We start from the raw sequence: 13,553 nt of genomic DNA on the forward strand, positions 1-13,553 counted from the left end.
GACCCGGCGACCGGCCGCCGCGCCGGTGCTACGGTCGAAGCCGACAGGGGAGCCGACCGGCTGAGAGTGCGGGAACCACCCGCAGACCCTCGAACCTGATCCGGGCAATACCGGCGTAGGGAGTCTCGTCTACCGCTGTCGCGACGTGTCCACGCACACCTGAAAGGCGACACCCATGCCTGCCAACGACAGCCTCTTTCCCGCCGCGAGCACCCGCTGGCGCACCATCGACATCGTGACCTGCGCGGTCCTCGCCGTCGCATTCGGTGTCGTCTTCTGGGCCTGGGGGTTCGTCTGGTCCGGCCTCGAACCGGTGCTCGCGTTCTACCCGCCGCTGAAAGCCGTCCTCAACGGCGTCTGGCTCATCCCGGCGGTACTCGCCCCGCTCATCGTCCGCCGGGCCGGAGCCGCCGTGTTCACCGAGACGCTGGCGGCGATCTTCTCCGCACTACTCGGATCGTTCTGGGGCGTCCTGGTCGTCTACCAGGGCCTGCTGCAAGGGCTCGGCGGCGAGCTCGCGTTCGCCGGGACCCGATACCGCCGCTTCGGCACCGCCACCGCCCTCGTCGGCGGCGCGCTCGCCGCAGTCGCCCTCGCCCTGTTCGACATCCGCAACTACTACCAGGCCACCGACTTCTGGGCCTTCCAAGTGCCGTACTTCCTGATCTCGATCCTCTCAGGCGCCGTCATCGCCGGGCTCGGCTCCCGCGCCCTGGTCAAAGCCATGCTGCCCACCGGCGTCCTCGACCGCTTCCCGGCCGGACGCGACCGGCAGCGGATCTGACCCGGCCGTGATCTCGGTCGAGTTCCGCGACTTCACGTGGCGACACGCCGGGCGGCGAGCCCCGGCGGTCGCCGACGTGAACCTGCGCATCGACCCCGGCGAGCACGTCCTGCTGCTCGGCCCCTCCGGCTCGGGCAAGTCGACGCTGCTCGCCGCGCTCGCGGGACTGCTGACCACCGACTCCGGCGAGCAGACCGGCCATGCCCTCCTCGACGGCGAGGACGCGATCCGGCGTCGCGGCCGAGTCGGCACCCTCTTCCAAGACCCCGAGACCCAACTGGTCATGGCCCGCAGCGGCGACGACGTCGCCTTCGGGCTCGAGAACCAGGCCGTGCCCAGAGCACAGATATGGCCGCTGGTCCACCGAGCCCTCGAAACGGTCGGCTTCCCCTACCCGCTCGCCCATCCCACGCACGCGCTCTCAGGCGGTGAACAGCAGCGACTCGCGCTCGCCGGCGTCCTGGCGCGCCGCCCCGACCTCCTGCTGCTCGACGAACCCACCGCCAACCTCGACCCCGAAGGCGCCGAAGCGGTCCGCAGCGGCCTCAAAGCCGCGCTGACCGAAACGTCCGCCACGCTCGTCATCGTCGAACACCGAGTCAGCGACATCCTCGACCTCATCGACCGCGTCATCGCCCTCGGCCCCGGCGGGACGCCGGTCGCCGACGGGCCGCCGGAAAAGGTCTTCTCCGAGCACGGCGAGGCACTCGCCGAACAAGGCGTATGGGCGCCCGGCATCCCACTGCCGACCCGAAAAGGCCCGGGAGCGGGCGAAACCCGCCTGCGCGCCGAGCGTCTCGCCAGGACCCACCCGGGTGCCGACCGGCCCGCCCTCGACGGCGTCGACTTCCACCTGCGAGCCGGGGAACTGCTGGCGGTCACCGGACCCAACGGCTCCGGCAAGTCCACACTCGCACTCCTCGCCGGCGGACTCGTCCCGCCGACCACCGGATCGGCCCACATCACCGGTGAGGCCCGCCCCCTCCATCGCCTCCCGGCCAGGCGACTCGCCACACGCGTCGGCTCGGTGTTCCAAGACCCCGAGCACCAGTTCGTCACCGCCACCGTCAGAGCCGAGCTCGCCTTCGCGCCGCACGCCGCCGGATGGCCGCAGGACCGGATCGACCGGCGCGTCACCGAACTGCTCGAACGGCTGCGCCTCGACCACCTCGCCGAAGCCAACCCGCACACGCTCTCCGGCGGCGAAGCCCGCCGGCTGTCGGTCGCCGGCGCGCTCGCCGCCGCGCCCGACGTGCTGCTGCTCGACGAGCCGACCTTCGGCCAGGACCGCCGCACCTGGGGCGAACTGGTCGACCTCACCGCCGACATCCGAGACGACGGCACCGCGATCCTGGCGGTCACCCACGACCGCGACTTCGCCGCCGCGCTGGCCGACCGCGAACTGGTCTTGAAGGACGGCCGGATCGACCGAGAGGCGAGCCGATGCTGACCCTGGCGCCGATCTGCGACCCGGAAGCGGCGATCGCCAGGACGAACCCGGTGGCGAAGCTCGCCGCGGTCGTCGCCGTCTCGACGACGGCGCTGGTGGCGGCCGACTGGCTGACGCCGCTGCTGCTCTTGGCCGCCATCGCGGCCGTGGTGCCGTTCACCGGAATTCGGCCGGGACCGCTGGTGCGCCGGCTGAAGTGGCTGTGGCTGGCGGCCGGGACCGTGGCGGTGGTGAACACGGTGTTCGCCGCCGACAAGACCGGGAGCGTGTGGTTCGAGGCCGGACCGCTGGTGATCGCGAGCGACGCCGTGATCGACGGCGTGGCGCTGGGGCTCCGGGTCTGCGTAGCCGCGACCGCCGGTGTGCTGGGCTTCGCGACGACCGACCCGACCGATCTGGCGGACGCGCTCACGCAGCAGCTGCGCACCTCGCCGCGGTTCACCATCGGTTCGCTGGCGGCGCTGCGGATGCTTCCGCTGCTCACCGCGGAATGGCAGCAGATCACGACCGCTCGGCGGGCCAGGGGCATGGAAGGAGGCCGGAACCCGGTTCGCCGGGGCCGGTTGTTCCTGTCGACGATGTTCACGCTCCTGGTCGGCGCGATCCGCAGAGCCGGGCGTCTGGCGACGGCCATGGACGCCAGGGGGTTCGACTCGGACGTGCCGAGGACTTACGCGAGAGCTCAACGGATGCGCCCGGCCGACTGGCTGGTGCTGGCCGGAGCCGTGGCCGTCGCGGCCGCCGCCGTGGCGATCAGCCTCGCCTACGGCGCCTTCACCACCCTCACCTGAACTCGGTTCTTGTGGACCGCCTGGCCGAAGGTCTCACCGACCGGCGGCGGCTCGCATCTGGGCGACATGCGGATCGTCGCTCGCCTCGTCCCAGTCGCCGACGAAGACCGCGATCGCGCCCCGATCACCTTGAAGGCGGGGGAGGAGCGCCCGCCAGGCCCACAGGTTCGGGTGCTCGAACGCCGTGCAGGCCTCGGCCGGAGCCAGCAGCTCGATGGCCCGCTCGAGCTGCTCGCGCGTCACGGCGTACGAGCCCGACCGTCCCCGGTAACCGCAGACGGTCGCCAGTACCACGGCCGGCAGGCCGTGCATGCCGCCGTCACTGACGCGTGTGAACTCGAGCCGGCCCGCCTCGTCCGGCACGCCGATGCCGAAGGCGGCGGGGCACCGCCACCGGACGCGGCCTCGGGGAGCCGAGCGAGACCGACCGTCCCCGGTCCGGAGCGCCGGTCACGGAGGGAACCGGTGTGCCAACTCGCTGGCGTATGCTTGGCGGGCACCGAGATGCGAGCTACGGCATGTGGTGGGCGGTGGCCAGGAGACAACTCGGAGTCCGATGTGCGCCGGGCTGCATCGGGTCGCCACGGGCAAGGTCGCCCGGGACGCCCGGCCGGAGGGAGCGTCCATTGAAGCTCAATGCCCTGAACATCGGCCGCACTGTGGCGGTCACTTTCGAACACGGCGAAGACTTCTTCAAAGCGGTCCGCAGCGCCTGCGAGGAGGCCGGCATCCGGCAGGGCTACATCCCCATGTTCGTCGCCGGCATGTCCGAGGCCGAACTGGCCGGCACCTGCTCCAAACCCGAGGACCCCGAGGCGCCGGTCTGGTCGGCGGTGCACCTGACCAACCTCGAAGCGGTCGGCGCGGGCAGTCTCGCCTGGGACGAGGAGTACGGGACCGTGTCCCCGCACATCCACCTCAGCGTCGGCACCCGGCAGCACGGCGCCGTCGGCTACACCAGCCACCTGCTGCGCGCCACCGTGCAGTTCCTCACCGAGATGATCATCGTCGAGGTCACCGCCCCCAACGCCACCAGGATCAAGAACCGGTCGCTGTACGACGTGCCGGTGCTGACCTTCGACGACTGACCGGCTTCACGTCCGGCTCGCCTTGAGCGAGAACATCCTCGGCAGCTCCGGCCGCCCCTCGACCGACCGCAGGCAGCCGTCGGCGCCGCGCCGGTCCGCGCCGAAGCTCTGGAAGACCGTTCGCTCGAACTCGTGCAGGAACTCGATCCGCAGTCCCGCGGCCGCGACCGCGGAGACGATGTCGCCGAGGGTGTGCTTGCGTTCGAAACTGCGGTTGTGGACCGTGTGCGGCGCGTCAGCGGCGTACGTTCCCGGCTCCTCGGCGATGTACGGCTCCGCAGAGAAGTAGTCGTCGACGACGCGGGTGCCGGTCTCCCAGTCGAGCGCGTGCAGGAACGGATGGAACTCGGCGATGTAGAGGAACCCTCCCGGTGCCACCAGCGAGGCGGCGACTTCGGCCCACCGCTGCACGTCCGGGAGCCAGTCCAGGACGCCGATGCTGGTGTAGACGATGTCGTAGTCCGCATCGGGCACGGCCCCCGCGGCCCGGTAGACGTCCGACACCACGAACTCGGCGCGCTCGGGACCGAGCCCGAGCTCGGCGGCCAGGTTCCGCGCGACCGCCACGGCGGGCTCGGAGAAGTCCAGGCCCACGACCCTCGTTGCACCGCGGCGCGCCCACGACAGCGTGTCCTGCCCCATGTGGCACTGGAGGTGCAGGAGGCGCTTCCCGGTCACGTCGCCGACCTCGGCCGCCTCGAAGTCGCGGATCTCATCGCGGCCCTCGCGGAAACCGTCCTGGTCGTAATACTCGCTTTCGGCGTGGATCGGCACGCGTTCGTCTCACATCGCCCGGTTGGCTTCGATCCACTCCGCGTGCCCGCTGTGGTCGACGGTCATGACATGCTCCTTTGCGTCAGGGTTTGCGGCCGATGACCAGCGGCGCGGCGCGCTGCAGCACCGCCCCGGGTCCTGGAATCGCGCGCATGCGCCAGCGCATCGCTTCGCGCCGCTCGGCCGGAAGGTCGTCGATGAAGGCCCGGTAACCGTGCGACAGCGCCGAAGCCCACAGCCTGTCGCCGTCGGGCACCGGAATGCTCACCTCGGCGTGCAGGGACTCGATGTCGACGAGCCCCGCCTCGGACAGCAGGTCCGCCGGGGGGACCGGCGACCCCATGCCGCCGTTCGGCGGCAGATGGGCGCTGAACTCGGCGAACAAGGCGTCCAGCGCGTCCTGGATCGCGTTCGCCTCCACCCGTTTCGGAGCGGCCCCGGAAGTCAGAGCGAAGTGCCCGCCTCGGCGCAGCACCCTGAACGCCTCGGAGGCGCCCTTCGCGGGGTCGTCGAGGAGGTGGATCACGAACGCGGCGGTGACCAGGTCGAAACTCGCGTCGTCGAACTCGAGCGACTCGGCGTTCATGACGCGCGTCTCGGCACCCGGGTGAGTCCGGGCGAGCCGGTCGAGCATGGCCGGCGACGCGTCGATCCCGGTGACGGCGCAGCCTCGAGCCAGCGCCGGACCGACCAGCGCGCCGCTGCCCGCCCCGACGTCGAGCACCCGGGTGCCCGCGGCCGGGGCGAGCGCGGCGACGAGCGCCTCGCCCATCTCGCCGAAGAACGGCAGGACCGTGTCGTAGGAATCGGCGACGCGTTCGAAAGTGCGCCAGGACGGTTCGGTGCGCATGGTCCCACCCTCGCAGCGGCGAGAGGGACCGGCAAGCGATTAAGTCCGCCGGTAGGCCACCCGAGTCGGCTCGGGCCATTTGGCGCCCTGACCCGTGATCGCCTGCGGATCGGGATTGAGCAGCGTGAACTCGTAGTGCTGCAGCAGTCTGGCCAGCACCACCGTCATCTCCAGGTAGGCGAACCGCATCCCCAGGCACCGGTGCAGACCGCCGCCGAACCCGATGAGCCGACGCAGCTGCTCGGGCTCCTCGGCGTAGCGATCGGGCAGATACGACTCGGGCTCGTGGAACTCCGACTCGAGCCGGTGCGTGGCCGCCGGAGACAGCAGCACCACCGACTTGGCCGGAATCCGCCTCCCGTCCACCTCCATCGGCTCGAGCGTGCTCCGCGCCATCATCGGCGCGACCGGATGCAGCCGCTCCGACTCGTGCAGGCACCGGTCGAGATGGCCGAGCCGCCGGACGTCTTTGGCGCTCATCAAGTCCGGCATGTCCGCGAACTCCTCGCGCGCCCGCTCCAACTCGCCGGGGTGGCGCAGCAGGTCGATCAGCCCCCACGAGATCTGCCCGGTCGTCGTCTCGTGCCCGGCCCACACCAGCATGATGATCAAGTGCAGGAGGATGTCGTCGGGTACCGGCGTGCCGTCGTCGTACTCGGCCTCGACGAAGTAGTCCAGGAAGTCCTCGCCGTCGCCAGGCTCGGCGCGGCGTTTGTCGACGATCTGCTGGAGCCGCTCTCGGATGCGTTTGCCGGCCGCGCGGCTGCGCAGCAGGTGCGGCGCCGGCAGCCAGCCGGGCGTGATGAAGTCGGCGCCCTCCGAGAAGCGGCGGAACTCCTCGAACCAGTCGGTGGTGGTCTCCGCGAAGCGCTCCCCGAGGAACGCGTGCGCGGCCACCCGCATGATCAGCGGCCCGAAGTCGTCGGGGATCGTCAGCTCGCCGCTGTCGCCCATGCCGTCCATGAACGACTTCGACTCGGCCTCCATGATCTCCACATAGGTGTCGAGCTGGCGGCCCTGGAAACGCGGCAGCACCACCTGGCGCTGGCGCTTGTACTCGTCGTAGGGAGCGAAGAAGTAGAAGTCGGTGCTGAACATCCGCAGGAAGAACGGATAGGCGGTGCGGATGGACAGCTTGTGGTCGGTCTCGGCGAAGGCGAGCTTGTTGTGCTCCGATCCGAGCAGGACCACCAGCTCCTTGAGCGGCATTCGGATGCGGAACATCGAACCGTGCTCGCGATGGCCTCGCATGAACAGGCCGAGCGGGTCGCGAGCGAGCTCGAGGCTGTGGCCCAGCACCGGGCGCGCGCCCGAGACGGTGGGTATCGACGTGCTGGTATTCATATGTGTCACCTCAAAGGGTCGCTTTGGTCCTCGTCGATGTGAGCTGCCGGCGGGGGATCAACTCGACCAGAGCCCATCGGCGGGTGGGGATCGCCGATCGTGTCCGAATCGTAACCCTCGGCGCGCGGCGGACGCAACCACGAGGACCGACCCGCGCCGCGACCAGAACCGTCGGTCCCGCGACGTACGGTCGAACCCGCAGGAAGGAGCGCACATGGAACAGGACGTGATCATCGGCGCCGACGGACTGGCCCGATGCCGGTGGGGCGCCGAGCCCGAGATCTACCGGAGCTACCACGACCACGAGTGGGGCGCACCGCTGCGCGGCGACGACGACCTGTTCGAACGCATCAGCCTGGAAGCGTTCCAATCCGGCCTGTCCTGGCTGACGATCCTGCGAAAACGAGAGGCGTTCCGCGCCGCCTTCGACGGCTTCCGGATCGAGAAGGTCGCCGCCTACACCGACGAGGACGCCGAACGGCTGCTCGGCGACGCCGGCATCGTCCGCAACCGCGCCAAGATCGCCGCCACCATCGCCAACGCCAAAGCCGCCATGGCGCTCGACTGCTCACTGGCCGAACTGATCTGGGACTTCGCCCCGCCGAAACGCGACAGGCCCGAGACTTTCGGCGAACTCCCGGCCGTGACCCCCGAATCCACCGCGCTGGCCAAGGAGCTGAAGCGGCGCGGATTCCGTTTCGTCGGCCCCACGACCGCGTACGCGATGATGCAGGCCGTCGGCATGGTCGACGATCACCTGGCCGGCTGCCACGTGCCGGTCAGGTGAGCGGGGCGGTCGAACCCCGGATCACCACGCGGCACGGCATCGACCGCACGCCGCTGTCGGGCTCGTCGTCGATGGCGTTGAACAACGCCCTGGCGGCGGCGCGGCCCAGCTCCTCCAGATTCATGTCCACACTCGTCAGCGGAGGCCTGGCGCCGGTCGTCAGCACCTCCCAGTCGTCGAAGCCCATCACCGCCACGTCCTCGGGAACCCTGCGACCGCGCTCGCGCACGGTCTCCAGCACGCCCCGGGCCACCTGATCGCTGCCGCAGATCACCGCGTCGACCTCCGGGTGCCGGTCCAGCAGCATCCCCGCCGCGGCGCGGCCCCAGCCCTCCGTCCAGGTGCCGTAAGCCACCTCGCCGACCGGCACGAGCCCGGCCTCGCCCAAGCCCTCCAGCGCCCCGGTGACGCGGTCCCGGGCCGCGCTGTAACCGCGGTCGCCGCTGATGTGAGCGATCCGACTGCGCCCGCACGCGACCAGGTGCTCCACTGCCATTCGCCCCGCGCCGACGTTGTCCGGCACGATCGAGAGATCGTCCGGGTCCTCTGACGGCGCGTAGGCGTACACCACCGGCACATCGACCGCGTCGGCCAGCGGCGGCCGCGGATCGGTGCTGCCGCCGACCACGATCAGCCCGTCCACCCGCCGGCTGAGCAGCTCCTTCACATGATGCCGTTCACGGATCGCATCGCCGCGCGCGTCGCACAGGAACACCGACACCTGCCCGGCCCCGAAAGCGTCCTCGGCCCCGGTGAGAATCGGCAGGCTGAAGCGACCCACCAGGTCGGAAGTCAGCAGCCCGACCGTGCCGCTGCGCCCGGCCAGCAGCCCCCGGGCCAGCGAGTTGGGGGAGAACGAGAGCTGGGCGGCCGCCTCCATCACCCGCTCCCTCGTCTGGGCCCGGACGTGGTCGCGGCCGTTGAGGGCCTTGGAGGCGGTGGCCACCGATACACCGGCCAGTTTCGCCACATCGGACAGCGTCGCCACCCGGCTCCCACGGGAACCGGCACGTCCGGCCATACGTCCTCCTCCACGGCTCGCCCCGCCGCGCGGGCGAAGTCGGATCGACTCTAGCCGACCGGCGGAAAAACCGACGCACCGGATTTCGGACGAACCCGGCGCTGTGAGTCCGGGCCCGTGCCAGCTCGGCCACGCGCGTTGACACCGCTTCGGGCAGGCCATAACATGTCGTCGACATCCGTCCGAAAACCTTTTCCTGATGCCAGGACACCCCCGCAGCCGACCCGACAGGAGCCAGCAGAGGATGAACAAGCCGACACCCGTGCAGCCGAGCCGAGGCGCGCTTCGCCCCCTGGGACTCGACGAAGTCCGCATCACCGGCGGCTACTGGGGCCGGCGCCAGCAGGCCAACGCCGAAGCCACCATCTGGCACTGCCTGCACTGGCTCGAGGAACTCGGCTGGCTCGCCAACTTCGCGAAGGCCGCGACCGGTCAGCCGTTCGAACGCGCCGGCCGCGAGTTCTCCGACTCCGAGATCTACAAACTCGCCGAGGCCATGGCCTGGGAGATCGGCCGCAACGGATCCCCGGAACTGGAAGCGCGGTTCGCCCGGCTCACCGAGCAGATCGCCGCCGCCCAGGAACCCGACGGCTACCTCAGCACCATGTTCGGCCACCCGGGCCAGGAGCCCCGGTACTCCAACCTCGAATGGGGCCACGAGCTCTACTGCTACGGGCACCTCATCCAAGCCGCCGTCGCGCGACTGCGCACCCACGGCGAGGACGACTTCGTCGCCGTCGCCCGCAAAGTCGCCGACCACGTCTGCGACACCTTCGGGCCCGGCGGCATCGAGAGCATCTGCGGACACGCCGAAATCGAAGTCGCGCTGGCCGAGTTCGCCCGCGCCACCGGCGAGGAACGCTACCTCGAGCAGGCGAAGCTGTTCATCGACCGCCACGGCCGGCACACGCTCGCGGAGGGCGGCTTCGGCCGCGAGTACTACCAGGACGACGTGCCCGTCCGCGACGCCGAAGTTCTGCGCGGCCACGCCGTGCGCGCCCTCTACCTCTCCTCCGGCGCGGTCGACGTCGCCGTCGAAACCGGCGACGACGAGCTCCTCGAAGCCGTTCAGCGGCAATGGGATCGCACCCTCGCCCGGCGCACCCACATCACCGGCGGCATGGGTTCGCGCTACACCGACGAGGCGTTCGGCGAGGACTTCTCGCTCCCGCCCGATCGCGCCTACGCCGAGTCCTGCGCCGGCGTCGGCGCCGTCATGACCGCCTGGAGAATGCTGCTGGCCACCGGCCGCACTGATTACGCCGACTCGATCGAGCGGATCGCCTGGAACGTCTTGGCAGGGGCCGTGGCTCCGGACGGCAAGGCGTTCTTCTACGCCAACCCGCTCCACCAGCGCACCGCCGACGAGGCGCCCGTCGCCGGAGCGTTGTCCCACCGCGCCGCCGGCGGGCAACGCGCCCCATGGTTCGACGTCTCATGCTGCCCGACCAACCTGGCGCGGACCTTCGCGTCGCTGGCGGCTTACATCGCCACCGTCGACGACGGCGGACTCCAGCTCCACCAGTACGCGACCGGCCGGATCACCACCGACCTGCCCGGCGGACCGATCGAGATCGCCGTGGAGACCGACTATCCCGACGACGGCGCGATCACCGTCCGCGTCGACCGCAACGACGCCGGGCACTGGGCGCTGCAGATGCGCGTCCCCGCCTGGGCCGAGGGCGCGACGGTGACCGACCCGGACGGGAACACCAGCGTGGTCGGACCGGGCGCCGCCGAGGTCGCCCGGGACTTCGCGCCGGGCGACACCGTCCGGCTCGAACTGCCGGTCGCACCGAGGTGGACGCTGCCGGACCCGCGCATCGACGCCGTCCGCGGCTGCGTCGCCGTCGAACGCGGTCCGCTGGTCCTGTGCGCCGAATCGGTCGACCTGCCCGGCGGCGCCGACATCGCCGACCTCACAGTCGACTCCGCCGGGGCCCCGGCCGACCACGGCGGCAAGGTGGCCGTGACCGGCCGCCTCCACGACCGGACGGACGCCTGGCCCTACGGGCCCGCCACCGAGCCCGGATCGGCGGCGGCGACCGAGATCGGCCTCATCCCGTTCCACCTTCGGGCCACCAGGGGACCGGCCACCATGCGGGTGTGGCTCCCGACCGACTAGCGGCGGCATCAGGGGGCACGGCCGCGGCCGTGCCCCCTGGAACACCTCGTGTAATGAGGCCGGAAGTCGAAGGTGGATCCGCACCGTCGTGCCGACGGGACTGGTGTGCATGCGGACGAGGTCCACGATCTGGTTGACCAGCAGCAGCCCGCGACCGCGGCGATCGGTCTCGTCCGACGGGCGTCGGCCGACGAGCGGATCGGTGATCCGGCCCGAATCGCTCACCTCGCAGACGAGGTGCTTGTCATCGGTCCAGATGCGGAAGGTCCCGATGCCGCCGCCGTGGTCGATGCTGTTGGTCAGCAGCTCCGTCACCGCGATCTCGAGGTCGACGAGCTGATTGCCCGTCAGCCCGGCCCGGTGCCCGTAGGCGGTGACGAACCAGCGCGCGTTGTCGAGCGTCTCCTCGTCGGCGACGCGTTCGAGCGCCGTGCGCGGCGGGGGAGTGAGCGGCTGGTTGTAGTCGCAGAGAATGCGGTCGGGGTCGTACTGGTCGCTGACGTGCTCCCCGGTGCGGTCGATCAGCACCGGATGGGTGGCCCTCGCGTCGGTGATGACCCAGTCGCCGAGTCCCTTGGTGTCGTACGGGCACAGCTTGGTGACCGCGCGGCCGTCGAACGCGAGGTTGAGCAGTGCCTCGTGCTGGACGCAGGCCGGATACTCGAGTTCGGTGCGCCCCGGCCAGATCGGCTCGCCGATGATCCGTACCCGGCGGTCCGGGTGCGTGTCGGCGAACGTGCGGAGCACGCTCGGGATGATCCGCCCGGGGTTCGCGCCGACCTCGGTCATGTCCACCAGGAGGACGTGCTCGGCCGAGGAGCCGAGGGCGTCCCGAACGGATTCGAGGTTCTGCCGCGGCACGGCGACGGCCACGGGCTCGTCGGCGGCGAGCCCCGCGTCGATGAACGGTATCGTTCCGGCCAGATATTCTTCGGTATCCGAGTAGAACAGTGCAGGGTGTTCGAACCGGTCATTCGTCTCATGAACGGCCGCAGGGGTCATTTATCTCCTTTGAACATGGTCGCGGCCGCGACGCGCGGCCACCGACTTGCATTTTCGGCCGCGACAGGCGCAGCGGACCGCGCCGTCCCCGCCTGTCGTGCATCCGCGACGGCGAGCGCGGCGACCCCTCGAATGACGATGCACCCGAGTTTTGCCACCTTTGATTTTAGCTCTCCGTACCGAGCGATCAAATGCCGCGATGGCCGCCGCCTGCTCGCATTGGCGCAGGTCAGTGAATGAGACCTTTGTGCTCCGGTGCGAACCCCTGCGTCGTAAGGGATTCGGCCTGGTCGTGGCTTTGCCGACCGATGAGCGCGTCAGCAGTCCGGGGAAGGCGGCGTCCGTCTTGTCCCGGCGGGGGCCACCGCCGGGCATCGCCGGTCAGTTTGGCGGCGAGAGCGGCCGGGTACCTCCGCGCATGACGCCGCGGCGCCGCTTGAGAAGGTCGATCGGGAGACGAGCTGACATGGCCTCACAGACGATCCACGTCGCCGACCACGAGGTCGACGTGTCAAGGCTCGACAAGGAGTTCTATCCGGGCGAGCACGTCAGCAAGGGCGACGTGATCGACCACTACCGTTCGGTCGCCGACATGATGCTTCCGCATCTCACCGGCCGCCCGTTGACCATGCGGCGCTTTCCCGACGGGATCGCCGCCGACGGGTTCTTCCAGAAGGATGCCTCGGACTACTTCCCCGACTGGGTGAACATCGTCGAGGTGCCGCAGCGCTCCGACGGCTCGGTCAGCCACGTGGTGTGCGACGACGCCGCCACTTTGGTGTACCTGGCGAATCAGGCCACGATCGAGTTCCACATATGGCTGTCCACCATAGATAAAAAGGGCCACCCCGACCGCCTGGTGATCGACATCGATCCGCCCGACGGCGTCCCGACGGCCACACTCCGAACGGTCGCCCGCCAGGCGCGCGACCTCTACACCGAGATCGGACTGACGCCGTTCGTGCAAGCCACCGGCGGACGCGGCTACCACGTGGTCGCCCCACTGGACCGCTCAGCCGACTTCAAGTTCGTCCGCGACCTGGCGGCCGACATCGCCGACCACCTCGCCGCCCGCGACCCCGACCGACTGACCACCGCTCAACGCAAGCGGCGCCGCGGCGACCGCGTCTTCCTCGACGCCGGCCGCAACTCCTACGGCCAGACGTTCATCACGCCGTACTCGCTGCGCGCCCGCCCCGGCGCGACCGTGGCCACCCCGCTGGACTGGTCAGAGCTCGGCCGCTCCGAGCCCGACGGCTACACCGTCAAGACGATCCGCAGACGCCTCGCGCAGAAGTCCGACCCGTGGAAGGACATCGACGACCACGCCGCCGCCCCCGCCCGGGCTCGAGACCGCTTCGACGCCCTCTGACAGAACCCGAGAACCCCCACCTGAACAGGCAGAACACTCAGAAGGCAGCAGACCCGTACGAAGCCGTGAAGGCGTACGGGTCTGTGGTGTAGGGCGGGTGGGACTCGAACCCACACTGTACGGGTTTTGAATCCGTCTTCTCTGCCAATTGGAATACCGCCCCGG

General features: G+C 70.3%; 12 protein-coding genes, 1 tRNA gene, 1 pseudogene and 1 riboswitch. Of the genes and pseudogenes, 7 read left to right on the forward strand and 7 right to left on the reverse strand.

Going from position 1 to position 13,553, the window contains the following annotated elements:
- The first annotated feature begins 35 nt into the window (after positions 1–35).
- A riboswitch (TPP riboswitch) is annotated at positions 36–139 on the forward strand.
- A gap of 36 nt (positions 140–175) precedes the next feature.
- The 3 genes from ACYVL2_RS11345 to ACYVL2_RS11355 are packed head-to-tail and all read left to right on the forward strand — an operon-like array spanning position 176 to position 3,025.
- Positions 176–784 (forward strand): ECF transporter S component, encoded by a 609-nt coding sequence (locus ACYVL2_RS11345; RefSeq protein ID WP_460543277.1) that lies wholly within the window; start codon positions 176–178, stop codon positions 782–784.
- 7 nt (positions 785–791) lie between these two features.
- Positions 792–2,234: an ABC transporter ATP-binding protein gene (locus tag ACYVL2_RS11350; protein WP_460543279.1), complete on the forward strand. Its 1,443-nt coding sequence runs from the start codon at positions 792–794 to the stop codon at positions 2,232–2,234.
- The gene (locus ACYVL2_RS11355; RefSeq protein WP_460543281.1) at positions 2,228–3,025 is read left to right on the forward strand and encodes an energy-coupling factor transporter transmembrane component T family protein; all 798 of its coding nucleotides are present in this window, start codon (positions 2,228–2,230) and stop codon (positions 3,023–3,025) included. Before ACYVL2_RS11350 ends, ACYVL2_RS11355 begins: the two co-directional genes overlap by 7 nt.
- Positions 3,026–3,058: 33 nt before the next feature.
- Here ACYVL2_RS11355 and ACYVL2_RS11360 read toward each other — a convergent pair whose 3' ends face one another.
- Entirely contained in the window at positions 3,059–3,388 is a 330-nt protein-coding gene (locus ACYVL2_RS11360; RefSeq protein WP_460543283.1) for a hypothetical protein, read from the reverse strand.
- 263 nt (positions 3,389–3,651) lie between these two features.
- Between ACYVL2_RS11360 and ACYVL2_RS11365 the strand changes: the two genes are divergently transcribed.
- Positions 3,652–4,113 (forward strand): PPC domain-containing DNA-binding protein, encoded by a 462-nt coding sequence (locus tag ACYVL2_RS11365; RefSeq protein WP_460543285.1) that lies wholly within the window; start codon positions 3,652–3,654, stop codon positions 4,111–4,113.
- Between the two features lie 6 nt (positions 4,114–4,119).
- Here ACYVL2_RS11365 and ACYVL2_RS11370 read toward each other — a convergent pair whose 3' ends face one another.
- From ACYVL2_RS11370 to ACYVL2_RS11380, 3 genes are all read right to left on the reverse strand, one after another.
- Entirely contained in the window at positions 4,120–4,887 is a 768-nt protein-coding gene (locus ACYVL2_RS11370) for a class I SAM-dependent methyltransferase (RefSeq protein ID WP_460543287.1), read from the reverse strand.
- Between the two features lie 82 nt (positions 4,888–4,969).
- Positions 4,970–5,737 carry a class I SAM-dependent methyltransferase gene (locus ACYVL2_RS11375; protein WP_460543289.1) on the reverse strand — a complete coding sequence of 256 codons (768 nt, stop codon included), beginning with the start codon at positions 5,735–5,737 and terminating at the stop codon, positions 4,970–4,972.
- 39 nt (positions 5,738–5,776) lie between these two features.
- Positions 5,777–7,081: a cytochrome P450 gene (locus ACYVL2_RS11380; protein WP_460543292.1), complete on the reverse strand. Its 1,305-nt coding sequence runs from the start codon at positions 7,079–7,081 to the stop codon at positions 5,777–5,779.
- Between the two features lie 214 nt (positions 7,082–7,295).
- Between ACYVL2_RS11380 and ACYVL2_RS11385 the strand changes: the two genes are divergently transcribed.
- Positions 7,296–7,868, forward strand: a complete 573-nt coding sequence (locus tag ACYVL2_RS11385; RefSeq protein WP_460543294.1) for a DNA-3-methyladenine glycosylase I — start codon at positions 7,296–7,298, stop codon at positions 7,866–7,868.
- Here the strand turns inward: ACYVL2_RS11385 and ACYVL2_RS11390 are convergent.
- Positions 7,861–8,889 (reverse strand): LacI family DNA-binding transcriptional regulator, encoded by a 1,029-nt coding sequence (locus tag ACYVL2_RS11390; protein WP_460543296.1) that lies wholly within the window; start codon positions 8,887–8,889, stop codon positions 7,861–7,863. The two genes, ACYVL2_RS11385 and ACYVL2_RS11390, sit on opposite strands and share 8 nt — an antisense overlap.
- A gap of 244 nt (positions 8,890–9,133) precedes the next feature.
- On the opposite strand from ACYVL2_RS11390, the gene ACYVL2_RS11395 reads away from it, so the two are divergent.
- Positions 9,134–11,014 (forward strand): glycoside hydrolase family 127 protein, encoded by a 1,881-nt coding sequence (locus tag ACYVL2_RS11395; protein WP_460543298.1) that lies wholly within the window; start codon positions 9,134–9,136, stop codon positions 11,012–11,014.
- A 120-nt stretch (positions 11,015–11,134) separates the two neighbouring features.
- On the opposite strand, the pseudogene ACYVL2_RS11400 reads toward ACYVL2_RS11395, so the two are convergent.
- Positions 11,135–12,016: pseudogene (locus ACYVL2_RS11400) on the reverse strand (anti-sigma factor RsbA family regulatory protein); the annotation flags it as partial.
- A 466-nt stretch (positions 12,017–12,482) separates the two neighbouring features.
- Here ACYVL2_RS11400 and ligD point away from each other — a divergent pair.
- Positions 12,483–13,388, forward strand: a complete 906-nt coding sequence (gene ligD, locus ACYVL2_RS11405; RefSeq protein WP_460543300.1) for a DNA polymerase domain-containing protein — start codon at positions 12,483–12,485, stop codon at positions 13,386–13,388.
- Positions 13,389–13,477: 89 nt separating this feature from the next.
- Here the strand turns inward: ligD and ACYVL2_RS11410 are convergent.
- Positions 13,478–13,551, reverse strand: a tRNA-Leu gene (locus ACYVL2_RS11410).
- Positions 13,552–13,553 lie beyond the last annotated feature (2 nt).

This window comes from Glycomyces halotolerans, assembly GCF_054779575.1.